Origin of the sequence: Pseudomonas furukawaii (assembly GCF_002355475.1) — a bacterium.
Lineage (GTDB): Bacteria > Pseudomonadota > Gammaproteobacteria > Pseudomonadales > Pseudomonadaceae > Metapseudomonas > Metapseudomonas furukawaii.
Window position 1 is genome coordinate 3,893,697 of record NZ_AP014862.1, and the last position, 15,543, is coordinate 3,909,239.

At 64.6% G+C, this 15,543-nt stretch carries 14 protein-coding genes; 4 read left to right on the forward strand and 10 right to left on the reverse strand.

Features of this window, described 5'->3' with window-relative positions; genetic code table 11:
- Positions 1 to 89: 89 nt before the first annotated feature.
- The 6 genes from ihfB to KF707C_RS18155 all read right to left on the reverse strand — a co-directional run bounded on the left by ihfB (position 90) and on the right by KF707C_RS18155 (position 6,156).
- Entirely contained in the window at positions 90 to 371 is a 282-nt protein-coding gene (ihfB, locus tag KF707C_RS18130) for an integration host factor subunit beta (protein WP_036991518.1), read from the reverse strand.
- A 149-nt stretch (positions 372 to 520) separates the two neighbouring features.
- Positions 521 to 2,200 (reverse strand): 30S ribosomal protein S1, encoded by a 1,680-nt coding sequence (rpsA, locus tag KF707C_RS18135; RefSeq protein WP_003449112.1) that lies wholly within the window; start codon positions 2,198 to 2,200, stop codon positions 521 to 523.
- Between the two features lie 280 nt (positions 2,201 to 2,480).
- Complete coding sequence (argE, locus tag KF707C_RS18140; RefSeq protein WP_003449114.1) at positions 2,481 to 3,653, reverse strand: acetylornithine deacetylase; 1,173 nt, start codon at positions 3,651 to 3,653, stop codon at positions 2,481 to 2,483.
- Positions 3,646 to 4,323 (reverse strand): DUF1028 domain-containing protein, encoded by a 678-nt coding sequence (locus KF707C_RS18145; protein WP_003449115.1) that lies wholly within the window; start codon positions 4,321 to 4,323, stop codon positions 3,646 to 3,648. The genes argE and KF707C_RS18145 overlap by 8 nt, the downstream gene beginning before the upstream one ends.
- A 10-nt stretch (positions 4,324 to 4,333) precedes the next feature.
- Positions 4,334 to 4,765 (reverse strand): RidA family protein, encoded by a 432-nt coding sequence (locus tag KF707C_RS18150; RefSeq protein ID WP_003449117.1) that lies wholly within the window; start codon positions 4,763 to 4,765, stop codon positions 4,334 to 4,336.
- 71 nt (positions 4,766 to 4,836) lie between these two features.
- Positions 4,837 to 6,156, reverse strand: coding sequence for a flavin-containing monooxygenase (locus KF707C_RS18155; protein WP_003449119.1), 1,320 nt, complete (start codon positions 6,154 to 6,156; stop codon positions 4,837 to 4,839).
- A gap of 359 nt (positions 6,157 to 6,515) precedes the next feature.
- Here KF707C_RS18155 and KF707C_RS18160 point away from each other — a divergent pair, with 359 nt between their 5' ends.
- Both KF707C_RS18160 and KF707C_RS18165 read left to right on the forward strand, forming a co-directional pair.
- A complete protein-coding gene (locus KF707C_RS18160; protein ID WP_003449127.1) occupies positions 6,516 to 8,147 on the forward strand; it encodes a VRR-NUC domain-containing protein in 1,632 nt (543 codons plus the stop codon).
- Positions 8,148 to 8,149: 2 nt separating this feature from the next.
- The gene (locus KF707C_RS18165) at positions 8,150 to 10,393 is read left to right on the forward strand and encodes an ATP-dependent DNA helicase (protein WP_231992279.1); all 2,244 of its coding nucleotides are present in this window, start codon (positions 8,150 to 8,152) and stop codon (positions 10,391 to 10,393) included.
- Between the two features lie 54 nt (positions 10,394 to 10,447).
- Here KF707C_RS18165 and KF707C_RS18170 read toward each other — a convergent pair whose 3' ends face one another.
- Positions 10,448 to 11,137: an endonuclease gene (locus KF707C_RS18170; protein ID WP_003449133.1), complete on the reverse strand. Its 690-nt coding sequence runs from the start codon at positions 11,135 to 11,137 to the stop codon at positions 10,448 to 10,450.
- 128 nt (positions 11,138 to 11,265) lie between these two features.
- Here KF707C_RS18170 and KF707C_RS29360 point away from each other — a divergent pair, with 128 nt between their 5' ends.
- Positions 11,266 to 11,406: a hypothetical protein gene (locus KF707C_RS29360; protein WP_003449136.1), complete on the forward strand. Its 141-nt coding sequence runs from the start codon at positions 11,266 to 11,268 to the stop codon at positions 11,404 to 11,406.
- A gap of 19 nt (positions 11,407 to 11,425) precedes the next feature.
- On the forward strand, positions 11,426 to 11,743 hold the full coding sequence (locus tag KF707C_RS18175) for a hypothetical protein (RefSeq protein WP_003449138.1): 318 nt from the start codon (positions 11,426 to 11,428) through the stop codon (positions 11,741 to 11,743).
- An 11-nt stretch (positions 11,744 to 11,754) separates the two neighbouring features.
- On the opposite strand, the gene KF707C_RS18180 is transcribed toward KF707C_RS18175, so the two are convergent.
- From KF707C_RS18180 to KF707C_RS18190, 3 genes are all read right to left on the reverse strand, one after another.
- Positions 11,755 to 12,636: a DMT family transporter gene (locus KF707C_RS18180; protein ID WP_003449140.1), complete on the reverse strand. Its 882-nt coding sequence runs from the start codon at positions 12,634 to 12,636 to the stop codon at positions 11,755 to 11,757.
- A gap of 226 nt (positions 12,637 to 12,862) precedes the next feature.
- Complete coding sequence (locus tag KF707C_RS18185; RefSeq protein WP_003449141.1) at positions 12,863 to 14,038, reverse strand: L-lyxonate dehydratase; 1,176 nt, start codon at positions 14,036 to 14,038, stop codon at positions 12,863 to 12,865.
- A 27-nt stretch (positions 14,039 to 14,065) separates the two neighbouring features.
- A complete protein-coding gene (locus KF707C_RS18190; protein ID WP_003449143.1) occupies positions 14,066 to 15,391 on the reverse strand; it encodes an MFS transporter in 1,326 nt (441 codons plus the stop codon).
- Between the last annotated feature and the right edge of the window lie 152 nt (positions 15,392 to 15,543).

Below are 15,543 nucleotides of genomic sequence, written 5' to 3' on the forward strand. Positions count from 1 at the left end.
TTAGCGCTTTCATGATTAGCACAAGTAATTACGCGCGCCAGATAGGCAGAAACAGACGGTAAGGCGATTAAAAAACTCAAGCCAAATATTCAAGGCTCGTTCACTCTATCTCTCAACTCCTTCCCCGGTTTAAAGTGTGGAACGAACTTCCCGTCCAGCCTTACCGACTCACCAGTCTTGGGGTTCCGCCCAACCCTGGGTGCACGAAAGTGAAGAGAAAAACTGCCAAAGCCACGAATCTCGATACGGTCCCCCGTGGCCAAGGCCTGAGACATCTGCTCGAGCATGGTCTTGATAGCCAGCTCTACGTCCTTGGACGATAGCTGGCCCTGATGGGTAACAATTCGTTCGATCAACTCCGACTTGGTCATGGTTTTCCCTTCTAATTCAAGCGGCTAGATCAGCTCAATGAGTTTTTAGCACGCCGAGCCACCTTTGAACAGTCCAAAGGCCGGAAGGTAAAACGCAGGCAACAAAAAGGGCGGCCTAGGCCGCCCTTCTTGCTGATGGTGCAGGGTGATTAGCCCTGGTTCTCCATCTGAGCACGGATCAGGTCACCAATGGTGGTCGGGCCCGTGGACTCGACTTCCTGCTTGCGCAGTTCCTTCATGGCGTCCTTCTCATCGTCAACGTCCTTGGACTTGACGGAGAGGCTGATTACACGGCTCTTACGGTCGATGCTGATGATCTTGGCTTCGACTTCGTCGCCTTCCTTGAGCACATTGCGCGCGTCTTCAACGCGGTCACGGCTGATTTCGGAAGCCTTCAGAACGCCTTCGATCTCGCCGCCGAGGCTGATTACAGCGCCCTTGGCGTCAACTTCCTTCACGAAACCGCGAACGATACTGCCCTTCTCGTGCATGGAGGCGTAGCTGGAGAACGGATCGTCTTCCAGTTGCTTGATGCCCAGGGAGATGCGCTCACGCTCCGGATCAACGGAGAGGATGACGGTTTCCAGCTCGTCGCCCTTCTTGAAGCGACGTACGGCTTCCTCGCCAACTTCGTTCCAGGAGATGTCGGACAGGTGAACCAGACCGTCGATACCACCTTCCAGACCGATGAAGATACCGAAATCAGTGATGGACTTGATGGTGCCGGAGATCTTGTCGCCCTTGTTGAAGCGGCTGGAGAAATCTTCCCACGGGTTGGATTTGCACTGCTTGATACCCAGGGAGATACGACGACGCTCTTCGTCGATGTCCAGAACCTGAACTTCCACTTCGTCGCCAACCTGGACGACTTTGGACGGATGGATGTTCTTGTTGGTCCAGTCCATTTCGGACACGTGCACCAGGCCTTCCACACCCTCTTCCAGCTCGGCGAAGCAGCCGTAGTCGGTGAGGTTGGTGACGCGGGCAACCACACGGGTGCCTTCCGGGTAACGAGCCTTGATGGCCACCCAAGGATCTTCGCCCAGCTGCTTCAGACCGAGGGATACGCGATTGCGCTCGCGGTCGAACTTCAGGACCTTCACGTCGATCTCGTCGCCAACGTTGACGATCTCGGACGGGTGCTTGATGCGCTTCCAGGCCATATCGGTGATGTGCAGCAGACCATCCACGCCGCCCAGGTCAACGAACGCACCGTAGTCGGTGAGGTTCTTGACGATACCCTTGACTTGCTGGCCTTCCTGCAGGGATTCCAGCAGAGCTTCGCGCTCGGCGCTGTTCTCGGCTTCCAGGACGCTGCGACGGGAAACGACAACGTTGTTGCGCTTCTGATCCAGCTTGATGACCTTGAACTCGAGTTCCTTGCCTTCCAGGTGAGTGGTGTCGCGCACAGGGCGCACATCCACCAGGGAGCCCGGCAGGAACGCGCGGATGCCGCTGACGTCGACGGTGAAACCGCCCTTGACCTTGCCGTTGATAACGCCCTTGACCACTTCTTCGGCGTTGAAGGCAGCTTCCAGAACCAGCCAGGATTCGGCACGCTTGGCTTTTTCGCGGGACAGCTTGGTTTCACCGAAGCCATCTTCCACCGCGTCAAGCGCTACGTGGACCTCGTCACCCACCTTGATGGTCAGCTCGCCCTGTTCGTTGTAGAACTGCTCGACCGGGATGACGCCCTCGGATTTCAGGCCGGCGTGAACGGTAACCCAGTCACCGTCGATGTCGACCACGATACCGGTGATGATCGCACCGGGCTGCATATCGAGGGATTTCAGGCTTTCTTCAAAAAGTTCTGCAAAGCTTTCGCTCATGTTAATACCTGTAGTCAAAGGCCGTTCAAGGCCTTATTCCGCACTCCAGCCAATGCGGTCTGATCAGCAATAAGAGGCAACGGGAATCGAAGCTGGTATTCCACGCCGCCCCGGCGGCGCCTCAACCGACAAAGCCGGATGAGACGCAAAAACTCGGGATTGACATTGACTCTTTTGACCTTCGGACGAAGGAATCGAGCCAACATAAGGTCTGGAATGTTAGCAATGGGAAGGGACGCCGTCAATTGCGCACCCCAGGCCGGTCAAGGGGTGCGACAGTCTACAGCAGCTCGTCCGTCGACTGCAGATGATGCGCCAGGCGGCGCAGCATGGCGTCGCAGCCGGACAACTGCTCGAGGCTGACGAACTCATCCGGCTTGTGCCCCTGATCCATGCTCCCGGGCCCGCACACCACGGTGGGAATGCCTGCCTGGTCGAACAGCCCGCCTTCCGTACCAAAGGCCACGGTGCCGAACTCGCTGGAACCACTGAGCATGGCCAGCAGACGAGCGGCGGCACTCTCGACGGGCGTAGCCAGCCCGGGATAGGCGCTCAGCGCGCTGAACCGAATGCCGGTATCCGCCTGCACCGCGCGCATCCGTGGCTCCAGCTCCGTTTCGGCATAGCACTGCAACTGAACGGCGACGTCCTGTGCATCGAAGTCCGGCAAGGCACGCACCTCGAAATCGAACTCGCACTCGGCCGGCACGATGTTCAGCGCCCTGCCCCCCTTGATGACCCCGGTCTGGACGGTGGAGAACGGTGGGTCGAATCGCCGGTCATGCCGCTCCGGCCGCGCCAGTTCGCCGCCAATCTCGCCCAGCCGACCGATCAGCCGAGCCGCGTACTCGATGGCGTTCACGCCATAGGGCGCATAGGCGGAATGGCACGCCGCCCCCTTGACCTGGCAGCGCATGGCCAGCTTGCCCTTGTGCCCGAGCACCGGCTTCAGCTCAGTGGGCTCGCCGATCAGACAGATGAGCGGCTTGTGTGGCCGCCGCTCCAGCTCCGCCAACATGGGTCGCACCCCCAGGCAACCCACCTCCTCGTCATAGGAGAAAGCGAGGTGGACCGGTGTCTTGAGGGGGCGCTCGAGGAATGCCGGCACCGCGGCCAGCACCGAGGCGATGAACCCCTTCATGTCCGCCGTACCCCGGCCATAGAGGCGGCCATCGCGCTCGGTCAGGCGAAAGGGCTCCAGGGTCCAGGCCTGGCCGTCCACCGGCACCACATCCGTGTGCCCCGACAGCACGACGCCACCTCGGTCGCGTGGACCCAGGGTGGCGAAGAGGTTGGCCTTGGTGCCCTCGGCATTGTGGAAGAGCTCGCTGTCCACACCGAAACCCGCCAGGTAATCACGGATGAAGGCGATCAGCTCCAGGTTGGAGTCACGGCTGACGGTGGCGAATCCGATCAGCCGCTCCAGCAGGTCACGACTGGACGGCTCATTCATCGCCCGGCACCCCGTAGCTGGGCGCTGCCGTCGGGTCCAGCGCCCGGGTTACATAATCCTGCATCTGGGGGCGATAGGCCTGCCAGAGCGCATCCAGGCAACCGATGGGGTCTTCGTCAGCCCAGTCCACGCGCAGATCGACGATGGGCCAGGTCAGGTCGCCCACCACCTTGAGCGCCGCCGAATGGACCGGCCCGGCCTCACCCCCGGCGGCCATCGCCCCGTGCATGGCCGCCAGCAACCGCTCCGCCAGAAGGCCCGGCGTCGCCTCGAACGCCTGCACCATCGCCTCGATCACCCGGATATCGGCCAGCAGGTTCCCGGCGGCGACGCACTGCTCCCCTGCCACCGCGTTGTGCACCCCCAGGGCCTCGCTGCCGCTGAACAACGCGGTCCGACCCTGGGCATCGATGACCGTCACCTGACGGTACTGGCTCCAGCCGTTGGTGCTGAGTGCCCGGTCGAGCGCCACCGCCGGCTCGCACTGCTGGGCGTCCAGCAGATCGAGGATCTGCGGGCCAAGCGCCGGCAGGGTGACGTTCTGGGTCGCCACCGCGCCAACGCCGGCTCGCACCCAGGGACAACGGGCTCCCACGGCGATGCTGGAGGAGCTGATGGCGATGCCGAGCTGCCCGGTTTCAGGGCAGCGTCCGATAATGGAGAACGTCATGTCCTGCTCCTCAGGCCTTGGCCGGCTGCCAGTTATCCGGAATCACCGCGATCACGTCGATTTCCATCAGCCACTGGGGCTGGCCCAGCGCGGAAACCACCAGCCCGGTGGAAATCGGGAAGACGCCCTTCAGCCACTTGCCGACTTCCTGGTAGACCGGCTCGCGGTAGCGCGGATCGATCAGGTAGGTGGTGGTCTTGACGATGTGCGACAGGTCGCTGCCCGCCTCTTCCAGCAGCTGCTTGACGTTTCTCATCGCCTGCTCGGTCTGGGCACGGGGATCGCCCAAGCCCACCAGGCGCCCCTCGAAATCAGTGCCTACCTGGCCACGCACGTACACGGTATTGCCGGCGCGCACGGCCTGGCACAGGTCATTGTCCAGCGACTGGTTCGGGTAGGTGTCCTTGGTGTTGAACATGCGGATGCGGGTATGGGTCGGCATCGTTCGTATTCCTCTGTTCCTATGGATTCAAGGGAGCGCCGGCAGCTGGGCCGGCGGCTCCGGACAAGGGGTTATTCCGCCGCCTGGCGCTGCTTGGCGTCGCGGTAGGCGAGGTACTTGCGCTGGGTGGCGATGTGGTCGGCGATATGCTTGGCGTCGTGCCATACGCCCCAGATGAAGGTGGAGCCCCGGCGCGACAGCCAAGGCAGCCCGACGAAATAGACGCCCGGCTCGCAGGACACCCCGCGCTGGTGCAGCGGCTTGCCACTGGCATCGAAGGCATTGACCTTCAACCAGCTGAAATCCACCGAGTACCCGGTCGCCCAGATGATGGACGTCACGCCCGCCCCGGCCAGATCGAGTTCCAGCACCGGATTGCGCACGCACTCGGGCAACGGCAGGAAATCGCGGGCCTCGGGCTCTTCCGGCAGATCCAGGCCGTTACGGGCGACATAGGCATCCGCAGCGTCCAGCAACGACAGGTAGTTCTCATCGCCACGGGCGAGGTTGTCCGCCAGATCCTGCTGGAAGCTCACAACGCCATCGTTGAAGGCCTTGGTCAGGCCAACCAGGGTAATGCCCTGCTGGGCCAGCGCGCGGAAGTCCACGGTGTGGCCGCCGCGTGCACCGCTCACCGCGATGGTCACGTGTTCCTTGCCCGGTTTGCTCGCCGGAGCGTCCCACTCGCCGAGCACGCCCAGCCACCAGCAGAAATCGCGATTGCGGTAGGCGCGCGGAGGGCGGTCGTGGGGGCCGACCGACAGGTACACCTGGCGCCCGGCGCGGTTCAGCTCATCGGCGATCTGCACACCCGACGAGCCCGCCCCCACCACCAGCACAGCCCCCTCGGGCAACTGCTGCGGGTTGTAGTAGGCCGCAGAGTGAATCTGCATGATCCGCTCGTCCTTGGGCGCGATGGCCGGAATGACCGGGCGTTGGAAGGGGCCGGTGGCGGATACCACGCGGTTGGCCTCGATCACGCCCTCGGACGTCTGGATGGTGAATCCCGGGCGATCGGCATTGCGCACCACCGACTTCACCTCGACGCCCGTGCGAATGGGCGCGTCGAACAGTCGGGCATAGGCCTCGAAGTAGTCGGCGACCTGGTCCTTGGAAGCGAAGGCATCGGGATCCAGCCCCTCGAATTCCAGGCCGGGGAAGCGGTCGTGCCAGGCCGGGCCATTGGCCACCAGGGAATCCCAGCGCCCGGTACGCCAGGCTTCCGCGATACGGTTGCGCTCCAGGACCAGGTGAGGCACGCCGAGCTTGGTCAGGTGTTCGCTCATGGCCACGCCGGCCTGACCGGCGCCCACCACAAGCGTATCGATCTCGGTTTTCTCTACGGCTACGCCTGTGAGGTTATTCAGGGCGGTCTGATTCAGATCGGTCATCGCTTGCCTCCTCGGATACTGATCGTTCTTGTTCTGCAGTTGCGGCTGTCTGTTGGGGTTGGCCGCATTCTGTTCAGAGCGAGGAGTTCGCGAAATTATGATTTTTGTAGTCGCTGGCTAGGAAAAAGCTGGATGGTGTGAAACGCCCACAGGCCGCGCCGCACAAGGCCTCCCCCATAGTTTTTTTAGTCTCTGGCACGACAAATAAGATGGCTCCTTGCCCCACTCCGGCCTGGGTGGCGCGCGCAGCCCCGGTTCATCCCAGCCCGACCTCCACCGATCGCCTGGCCATTGTCGGCTGCCCGTCTCTCCTGATATCTGTATGAATACACAGTAATCCACCGCCCCTCCGCGCCGACATGCCCGCCGCCCTCGAAGACCCCTTCTACTACCTGAACAACTTCCACACGGTGCTGGACTGGATCAGCGATCGCTACAGCGACCTGCTGAACGCCGATGAATCGACCTTCATCGCCTGCTTTCGCGCCTTGCCCCGCCCTTCCCAGGCACTGCTGGTGCGAATGGTCATGCGCAAGGGTGAGCTGTTCCGCGCCAGCAAACTGAACTACGTGGAGATCGGCGAGACCCGGCAAGCGGCGGCTCCCCTGGTCGAACTGGGCTGGATCGACGCCGAGCCCGTTCTGGAACTCACGCAGCTCTTCGGCCTGCTCACCCTGGGCGAGATCGACGCCTGTTTCGGCAAGGTCCCCGGTCGCAAGGCCGAACGCCTGGAAGCCCTGCTCCAGCAGCAACATCCGGCGAGACGTTTCGCGGACTGGTACCCGGCCAGCACCGACTGCGTCTATGCCCTCAACCTGATGGACACCTGCGATCGGCTGCGGCTGATGTTCTTCGGCAATCTCTACCAGGACTGGTCGGAATTCGTCTTGGCGGACCTGGGTATCTACCAGTACGAACGCGTGGAGATCGACGCCGCCGCGCGGGGCTTCCGGGAGCGCGCCGACCTCGAGTACTACCTGCGCCTGCACCGCTGGCGCGAGCGCTTCGAGGCGGGCGACAGCCTCGATGCCCTCCTCCCGGAACTCCCCCTCGAAGCCCATCCCAACCCCTGGCTGGACGCTCGCCGACGCAAGCTGCTGTTCCAGGTGGGCCAGCACTGCGAGCGCTGCGACCTGTCCGAGGCGGCGCTCGACCTCTATGCGCTCTGCAACTACCCCGGTGCGCGGGTCCGGCGCATCCGGGTGCTGGAGAAACGGGACGACCCAGAGGGCGCCTTCGCCCTGGCGCAGGAGGCCACTGCGGCGCCCGTTAACGAGGAGGAAGCGCAACACCTCGCGCGCATCCTGCCGCGACTGCGACGAAAGCTGGGTCTGCCCAAGGCGCCGCCGACACCCCGGGCGCCGGTCCAGCGCATCGACCTGGTGCTGCCCAGGCCGCCCGAGCCCCTCTCGGTGGAACACGCCGTGCTGCTGCATTTCCACCAGGACGCGGCCCCCGTGCACTACGTGGAGAACACCCTGCTCAACTCCCTGTTCGGGCTGCTCTGCTGGGACGCCATCTTCGCCCCGCTGCCGGGTGCCTTCTTCCACCCCTTCCACAACGGCCCTGCGGACCTCCTCAGCCCGGACTTCCATGCCCGCCGCGCCGAACGCTTCGAGGCCTGCCTGGCGCAGCTGGACAGCGGCGAATACCGCACCCGCATCCGCAGCACCCATGCCGCCAAGCAGGGCCTGCAGTCTCCCTTCGTCTACTGGGGCAACCTGGATGAAACCCTCCTGGAACAGGCGCTGGCGTGCCTGCCGGCCGCACAGTTGAAAGCCTGTTTCCAGCGCCTGCTCGCCGACATCAAGGCCAACCGCGCCGGCCTGCCGGACCTGATCCAGTTCTGGCCGGACCAGGGCCGCTATCGCCTCATCGAAGTGAAAGGCCCTGGCGACCGCCTGCAGGACAACCAACTGCGCTGGCTGGAGTTCTGCGCCCAGCAAGGAATTCCCGTGGAAGTCTGTTACGTGCAATGGGCGGACGCCTGAGCATGTACCGAGTCGCCGTCCGTGCGCTCTGCGAATTCACCGCCAAGGGCGGCGATCTCGACCTGCGCTTCACGCCAGCGCCCACCGCCCAGGAAGGCATTGCCGGCCACGCCCTGGTCGCCAGCCGGCGCCCCGAGGGCTACGAGACGGAAGTGGCGCTGGAGGGCGAGTTCGGCCCGCTGAAGGTCCGTGGCCGCGCCGACGGCTACGACCCGGCGCTCAATCGCCTGGAAGAGGTGAAAACCTATCGCGGCGACCTGCAGCGCATGCCCGACAACCACCGCCAGCTGCACTGGGCCCAGGTGAAGGTCTACGGCTGGCTGCTCTGCCAGGCCCGGAACCTGGAGGACATCGAACTGGCGCTGGTCTACCTGGACATCGGCAGCCAACGCGAAACCCTGATCACCGAGCGGGCCCACGCCGAGGTACTGAAGGCATTCTTCGAAGAACAGTGCCGACGCTTCATACACTGGGCCGAGCAGGAACTGGTCCACGGCACCAGCCGTGATCGGATGCTGGAGAACCTGGGCTTTCCCCACGCCGGTTTCCGCCAGGGGCAGCGACAACTGGCCGAGGCCGTCTACAAGGCCGCCAGCACCGGCTGCTGCCTGATGGCACAGGCCCCCACCGGCATCGGCAAGACCCTCGGCACCCTGTTCCCGCTGCTCAAGGCCATGCCGCGCCGGGCGCTGGACAAGGTGTTCTTCCTGGCCGCCAAGACCCCCGGCCGGCAACTGGCCCTGGATGCCCTGGCGCAGTTGCACGCCGCCCCCCTGCGGGTGCTGGAGCTGGTTGCGCGGGACAAGGCCTGCGAACACCCGGAGAACGCCTGCCACGGGGAGTCCTGCCCGCTGGCCAGGGGGTTCTACGATCGCCTCCCCGCCGCGCGCCAGGCAGCGGCCGCACAGCGCTGGCTGGACCGGGACGCCCTGCGGGAAATCGCCCTCGCCCATCAGGTCTGCCCCTATTACCTCGCCCAGGAAATGGCCCGCTGGAGCGATGTGGTGGTGAGCGACTACAACTACTACTTCGACACCAGCGCCCTGCTCCACGGGCTCACCCAGGCCAACCAGTGGCGCGTCGCCGTGCTGGTGGACGAGGCCCACAACCTGGTGGAACGCGCCCGCCGTATGTACAGCGCCGAGCTGGACCAGTGGAGCCTCAAGGCCCTGCGCAAGACGGCAGCGCCCGCCCTGAAGAAGCCGCTCGAACGGGTGAGCCGCGCGTGGAGCGAGCTGAACCGCGAGCAATCGGAGGACTACCAGGCCTACGAAACACCGCCGACCGGGCTGCTGAACGCCCTGCAGGGCGCCGTCACCGCCATCACCGACCACCTGGTCGAGCACCCCACGGCGCTGGACGTTCCCTTGCAGGACTTCTACTTCGAGGCCCTGCAGTTCGGTCGCCTGGCCGAGCAGTTCGGCCCCCACTCGCTGTTCGACCTCAGCAAGCGTCCCGACAGGAACGGCCGCAGCCTCTCGCGCCTCTGCCTGCGCAACCTGGTGCCGGCCCCCTTTCTCGCGCCGCGCTTTTCCGGTAGCCGCTCCACCGTGCTGTTCTCCGCCACCCTGACACCACGGCACTATTACCTCGACCTGCTCGGCCTGGCGCCCAATACGCCCTGGCTGGACGTGGACTCCCCCTTCCACGCCGACCAGCTCCAGATTCGCGTTGCGGCCCAGGTGTCTACCCGCTACCAGCACCGCGACGCCTCCCTGGCGCCCATCGCCAGTCTGATGGCCAGTCAGTTCGCGGAGCGGCCTGGCAACTACCTCGCCTTCTTCAGCAGCCACGACTACCTGCGCAAAGTCGCGGAGTGGTTCACCCGGCAGCACCCGCAGGTCCCCGTCTGGCTACAGGACCGGCAAATGGACGAGGCCGCCCGGCACGCCTTCCTCCAGCGCTTCAGCGAAGGCGGCCAGGGCATCGGCTTCGCGGTGCTGGGCGGCGCCTTCGGGGAAGGCATCGACTTGCCGGGCGAGCGCCTGATCGGCGCCTTCATCGCCACCCTCGGCCTGCCGCAACTGAACCCGGTCAACGAACAACTGCGCCAGCGCATGGCCAGGCTGTTCGGGGCCGGCTACGACTACGCCTATCTCTATCCGGGGCTGCAGAAGGTGGTGCAGGCCGCCGGCCGGGTCATCCGCACCCCCGCCGATCGTGGCGTGGTGCACCTGATCGACGACCGCTTCGCCCAGCCCGAGATCCAGCGTCTCCTGCCCACCTGGTGGGCGGTTGGCCCCTAGGGCGCGCCACGCGCATCCCCCTACCACTCAAGCCATAGCGCCCGGGCAGGCCCACTAACGCCGGCAGGCGCCCAAATCCACCTTGCCCGCGTAGGGGTTGCCATGCCCCATGACGCAGGCCAGCCGCTGGTTGCGATTACGCTCCCAGGCCTCCACCGGGTACTGGCGATTCCAGGCGTTGTACAGCTTGCGATCCTGGCTGGAGAGGCGCAGGCCATAGCGATCGCTCATGTAGAAATAGGTGCGCGCGATCATCCCGCGCACCTGCTGCCGCGGCATCGCCTTGCGCGCCTTGAAATCCACCACCATCGGGCAGGCGCCGTACTGGCTGGGCTTCTGCGGCAGCCAGCCGAAGCTGAAGTTGCTGCGGTCACCGTTCACCTCACCGATGCTCGGCACCAGGTTGTGCAGATCGGCTTCGGCGCGCTGGAAGGTGGCGTCATGCTCGGTGCAGTACTGGCGCCCACCTTTCTGCCAGCACTGGCGCTGATGCCCGATCACCCAGGCCGGCACTATGTGCTCCCATTCGATGCGCCTGGCCCGCTGTGGCGACTTGCGCGGCACGTAGCCGCAACTCTTCAGGTCCACCCGATTGCCCTGGTAACGGCAGCCGCAATAGAACTCCACCGGGTGGGTGGCGTAGAGCTTCCAGGCGACCTTCTTCGCCTCGTTGAAGGTGCGTGGGGCTGCGGCGTGGGAGGTGGCGGATAACAGCAGGCAAAGCAGCAGGATAGAGCGGATCATCAGGTTTCCAGATTCCCGGTACTGCGTCAGGGGAAATCACTGACAACAGATTTTTCCTTTGGTTTGGTTGCCATCGGACCATGGCAACTGATATCTGTATAAATATACAGTATTCCAGGAAAAGTCCTATGCCTGTATCCGCCCCCATCCGCTTGCCATCTCCCGAGCAATCCGCTCCACCTGCTGCTCCGGTGCCCTACCAACTGCCACTGCCCTTCCCTCCCCGGGAACAGCTGCGGCCCCTGCTGGCCCATCGGCGCCAGCACTGAGCCCGCAGGAGAACGCACCATGCTGGATATTCGCCAGTTGAAATACACCGTGAGCCGCATGGCCCCGGAGGAGATCCGCGAAGCGGTGGAGGAGCTGCGCCTGGAAGGCCTGGTGACCGATGGCAAGACCCCCTTCGGCCGCCTGCACTTCAACACCTGCCTGGCGGAGATCGAAGCCCTCTTCCAGCGCGCCGGCTATCACCGCCCGCTGGACGTGGTGGGCTACCAGGGGCAGGCCTATGCGCTCTTCGACCCCACCCGCTGGGAGCCGGTGCAGGTGCTCAGGTGGCTGAAGGACTATGTCGATGCCCGAGAAACCAGCGCCGCGCCCGCCTGAGGCCCCCGCCCTCAGCGCTTCTGTGCATAGGCCATGAACAGGCCGCTGCCGACGATGATGGCGATGCCCAGCACGCCGAACTGATCGGGCGCATGGTTGAACAGCAGGTAGCCCAGCACCCCGGCGAACACGATCTGCCCATAGCCGAAAGGCGCCAGCAAGGGCGGCGACGCATGGCGGAAGGCCTGGGTCAGCAGCATGTGCCCACCCATGCCACAGGCACCCAGGGCCAGCATCAGCAGGCTGTGCCCGAGGGAGTCCGGCAGGTGCCAGAAAAAGGGCACCAGGCCACTCATCACCAGGGTGTTGGTCAGCCCGGTGATGAAGTTGCTGGTGGCGGAACTGTCATGCCGCGTCAGGATGCGCGTCAGCAACTGGTAGAAGGCGAAGCACACCGCCGCCGCCAGGGGCAGCAGCACCGCCGGGGTGAAGAGCGAGCCACCCGGCCGCACGATCAGCAGCACCCCGCCGAACCCCACCAGCACCGCCACCCATTGCCCCCGCGACACCCGCTCCTTCAGCAGCGGCACCGACAGGGCGGTCACCAGCAGCGGCGCCAGGAAGATCACCGACGTCGCCTCCGCCAGGGGAATGTGCCGCAGCCCCGCAGTGAACAGCAGGCTGACACCGATCAGGCACAGGGCACGCACCACCTGCAACAGCGGCCGCCTGGTGCGCAGCACCCGCAACCCCTCGCGCGGCAGCAGGAAGCCGGCCATCAGGAGCGTATGCACGAGATAGCGCACCCAGACCACCATCACGATGGGATAGAAGGCCGAGAGGTACTTGGAAATGGCGTCGTGGCTGGAAAACAGGAAGGTCGCCAGGCAGACCAGCACAATGCCTTTCAGCGGCTGGTCGATGCGTGACGACGGAGGATTCTGGGCGCTCATCAGGGGTCCGGGGCGTCTGCGGCAGGCAAGGTTGGTAGCAGACTAATGATTAGGCGACTCAAGATATCGGCTCAGCCTGCATCACTCAAGCGTCGACCATACGGAACCCATTCGCCACGGCGCCCGCTTCCTGAATGAAACGGAAGCCCCGGCGGGAACCGGGGCCCATCGGGTGTCCGGCCCGCCGACGGGACTGGACCGGAACATCCCGGGACTGGAGCGCCCGTCATTCGATGATGTTGAAGTCCTCCAGGTGATCCTCGGAAATCTCCAGGCCCAGGCCAGGCAGATCGTCATCCAGCTGGATGTAGCCATTCACCGGCTGCGGTTCGCCCTTGAACACGTAGTAGAACAGCTCGTTGCCCACCTCGACGTCGAACACCGGGAAAAACTCGGCCATGGGCGAGGCGGTGCTGGCCATGGTCAGGTGATAGTTGTGCATCTGCCCGGCGTGGGGGATCACCGGAACCGACCAGGCCTCGGCCATGGCGTTGATCTTGCGCGCGGCCGTGATGCCACCCACGCGGTTGGTGTCGTACTGGATCACGTCCACGGCGCGGCGCTCCAGCAGATCCTTGAAGCCATGGCCGGTGAATTCGTGCTCGCCGCCGGAGATGGGCATGATCCCCATCTTCTTCAACTCGATGTAGCCCTCGATGTCGTCGGCGATCACCGGCTCTTCCAGCCAGCGCGGCTCGAACTCGGCCAGCCTGGGCAACATCCGGCGCGCGTACTCCAGGGTCCAGCCCATGTAGCACTCCAGCATGATGTCCACGTCCGGCCCGGTCAGCTCACGCAAGGCACGCACCTGCTCGATATTGCGGCGCATGCCCGCCGGGCCATCCTTGGGCCCGTAGCCGAAGCGCATCTTGAGGGCGGTGAAACCCTGGTTCAGGTAGCCCTGGGCCTCTTCCAGGAAGAGGTCGAGGTTGTCGTTGGCGTAGAGCTTGGAGGCGTAGGTCCAGATCCTGTCCTTGGTGCGCCCCCCGAGCAGCTTGAACACCGGCTTGTTCACCGCCTTGCCCATGATGTCCCAGATCGCCAGGTCCACCGCCGAGATGGCGGCCATGCCGATGCCCTTGCGGCCCCAGGCGTGGGTGCGGCGGTACATCTTCTGCCAAATGTACTCGTTGTCGAAGGGATCCTCGCCGATGCAGATCGGCGCCAGGTACAGGTCGATGATCTCCTTGGCCACGCGGGGTGCCAGGGCGCAGTTGCCGATGCCGACGAGGCCGGTGTCGGTCTCGATCTCGACCACCAGCCAGCCGTGGAAACGGAACGAGCCCATGGCATCGCCGCGCTCGAAGAGGATGTCGCTGGCGTTGGTGCAGAAATGCGCCTGGGGCGGCACCACCTTGCCCTTCCATTCGAAGACGCGAGTACGGACGGATTTGATTTTCATGGTCACAGCTCCTTTCACTGTGTGATTTCAGTTTGCGCGGGCAGGCTTCAGTGGCTGCTCGTTGGCGGTTTTTCGGGTTTCGAGGCCAAGGATCAGCAAGGCACCGACCACAGCGACCACGGCGAGGGCGAACATGCCCGCGCGGGGATCGCCGATGAGGGTTTCCATCAGGGTCTTGAGATTCGGCGCCACGAAGCCACCGAGGTTGCCCAGGGAGTTGATCAGGGCGATACCGCTGGCCGCCGCCACACCGCTCAGGTAGCCCGTGGGAAGGGTCCAGAACAGCGGTTGCACCGAGACGAACCCGGCGGCGGCGAAGCAGAAGGCGATTACGGCGAACGTCAGGTTCGGGCTGAGCGCGGAGGCGGCGATACCGGCGGCGGCCATGGCCAGCATCGCCGCAGCCAATGGGCGGTGCTGCCCGGTACGATCGGCATGGCGCGTGACCAGGCGGGTCGCCACCAGTGCGCAGGCCCAGGGAATGGCGGTCAGCAGCCCGACATTCAGGCCCACCTGGCCATCCAGGAATCCGGCGATGCGGGTGGGCAGGTAGAACACCACGCCGTACACGCTCATCTGCACGGTGAAGTACACCACGCAGAACTTCAGCACCTGGCGGCTACGCAGGGCGCTGAGGAAGCCGTGGGGACTGTGCTCGCGCTTCGCCGCATCCTCCTCTGCCAATCTGCCCTCCAGTGCGGCCTTCTCCTGCTCGCCGAGCCAGCGAGCGTCACGCGGGCGGTCCACCAGGTAGAAGTAGGCGGCGACGCCCACCACCGATGCCATCAGGCCCTCCACGACGAACAGCCACTGCCAGTTGGTCAGGCCTAACACGCCATGGAACTCCAGCAGCCAGCCCGACAGCGGCCCGCCCAGCACCAGGGCCAGCGGCAAGCCGAAGTAGAACAGCCCCAGCGCCTGGCCACGGCTTTGTGCCGGGAACCAGTAGGTGAGGTAGAGGATGATGCCGGGAAAGAAACCCGCCTCCGCCACACCCAGCAGGAAACGCAGCACATAGAAGGTCATGGCGCTGTCCGCGAACATCATGGCCGCCGAAACCAGGCCCCAGGTGACCATGATCCGGCACAGCCAGACGCGGGCGCCGAGGCGGTGCAGCATCAGGTTGCTGGGCACCTCGAAGAAGGCGTAGCCAATGAAGAAGATACTGGCGCCGAAAGCGAAGGCGGCATCGCCGAGGCCGGTATCGGCCTGCAGGAAGCTGCGCGCATAGCCCACGTTGGCGCGGTCGATGAAGGCCAGCACATACATCAGGATGAGGAAGGGCAACAGCCGCAGGCGGCTCTTGGCGATGGCGGAGGCGAGCGCTCCGGGCGGGTTGGAAGCAGCGTTCATTGTCATGTCCTTCGATTGCCGGCGATCGCTTCGGGGGGCGACTGGGCGGACTTCTTGTTGGGTGGACGAAGGCGCCTGAGAGCGCTTCGTTGACGCCGACTCTAGCCAGCGGGAAGCGCCGCGAATAATCACTTGTCTTCATCCAGTGATAA

Bases quoted from the DNA above. Each gene is read 5' to 3' on its own strand.
- KF707C_RS18190 (WP_003449143.1), bottom strand. From the start codon at position 15,391: ATGAACGCTGCTTCCAACCCGCCCGGAGCGCTCGCCTCCGCCATCGCC.
- KF707C_RS29360 (WP_003449136.1), top strand. From the start codon at position 11,266: ATGCCTGTATCCGCCCCCATCCGCTTGCCATCTCCCGAGCAATCCGCT.
- KF707C_RS18180 (WP_003449140.1), bottom strand. From the start codon at position 12,636: ATGAGCGCCCAGAATCCTCCGTCGTCACGCATCGACCAGCCGCTGAAA.
- KF707C_RS18150 (WP_003449117.1), bottom strand. From the start codon at position 4,765: ATGCCGACCCATACCCGCATCCGCATGTTCAACACCAAGGACACCTAC.
- KF707C_RS18145 (WP_003449115.1), bottom strand. From the start codon at position 4,323: ATGACGTTCTCCATTATCGGACGCTGCCCTGAAACCGGGCAGCTCGGC.
- KF707C_RS18155 (WP_003449119.1), bottom strand. From the start codon at position 6,156: ATGACCGATCTGAATCAGACCGCCCTGAATAACCTCACAGGCGTAGCC.
- argE (WP_003449114.1), bottom strand. From the start codon at position 3,653: ATGAATGAGCCGTCCAGTCGTGACCTGCTGGAGCGGCTGATCGGATTC.
- KF707C_RS18170 (WP_003449133.1), bottom strand. From the start codon at position 11,137: ATGATCCGCTCTATCCTGCTGCTTTGCCTGCTGTTATCCGCCACCTCC.
- KF707C_RS18175 (WP_003449138.1), top strand. From the start codon at position 11,426: ATGCTGGATATTCGCCAGTTGAAATACACCGTGAGCCGCATGGCCCCG.
- KF707C_RS18165 (WP_231992279.1), top strand. From the start codon at position 8,150: ATGTACCGAGTCGCCGTCCGTGCGCTCTGCGAATTCACCGCCAAGGGC.
- ihfB (WP_036991518.1), bottom strand. From the start codon at position 371: ATGACCAAGTCGGAGTTGATCGAACGAATTGTTACCCATCAGGGCCAG.
- KF707C_RS18160 (WP_003449127.1), top strand. From the start codon at position 6,516: ATGCCCGCCGCCCTCGAAGACCCCTTCTACTACCTGAACAACTTCCAC.
- KF707C_RS18185 (WP_003449141.1), bottom strand. From the start codon at position 14,038: ATGAAAATCAAATCCGTCCGTACTCGCGTCTTCGAATGGAAGGGCAAG.
- rpsA (WP_003449112.1), bottom strand. From the start codon at position 2,200: ATGAGCGAAAGCTTTGCAGAACTTTTTGAAGAAAGCCTGAAATCCCTC.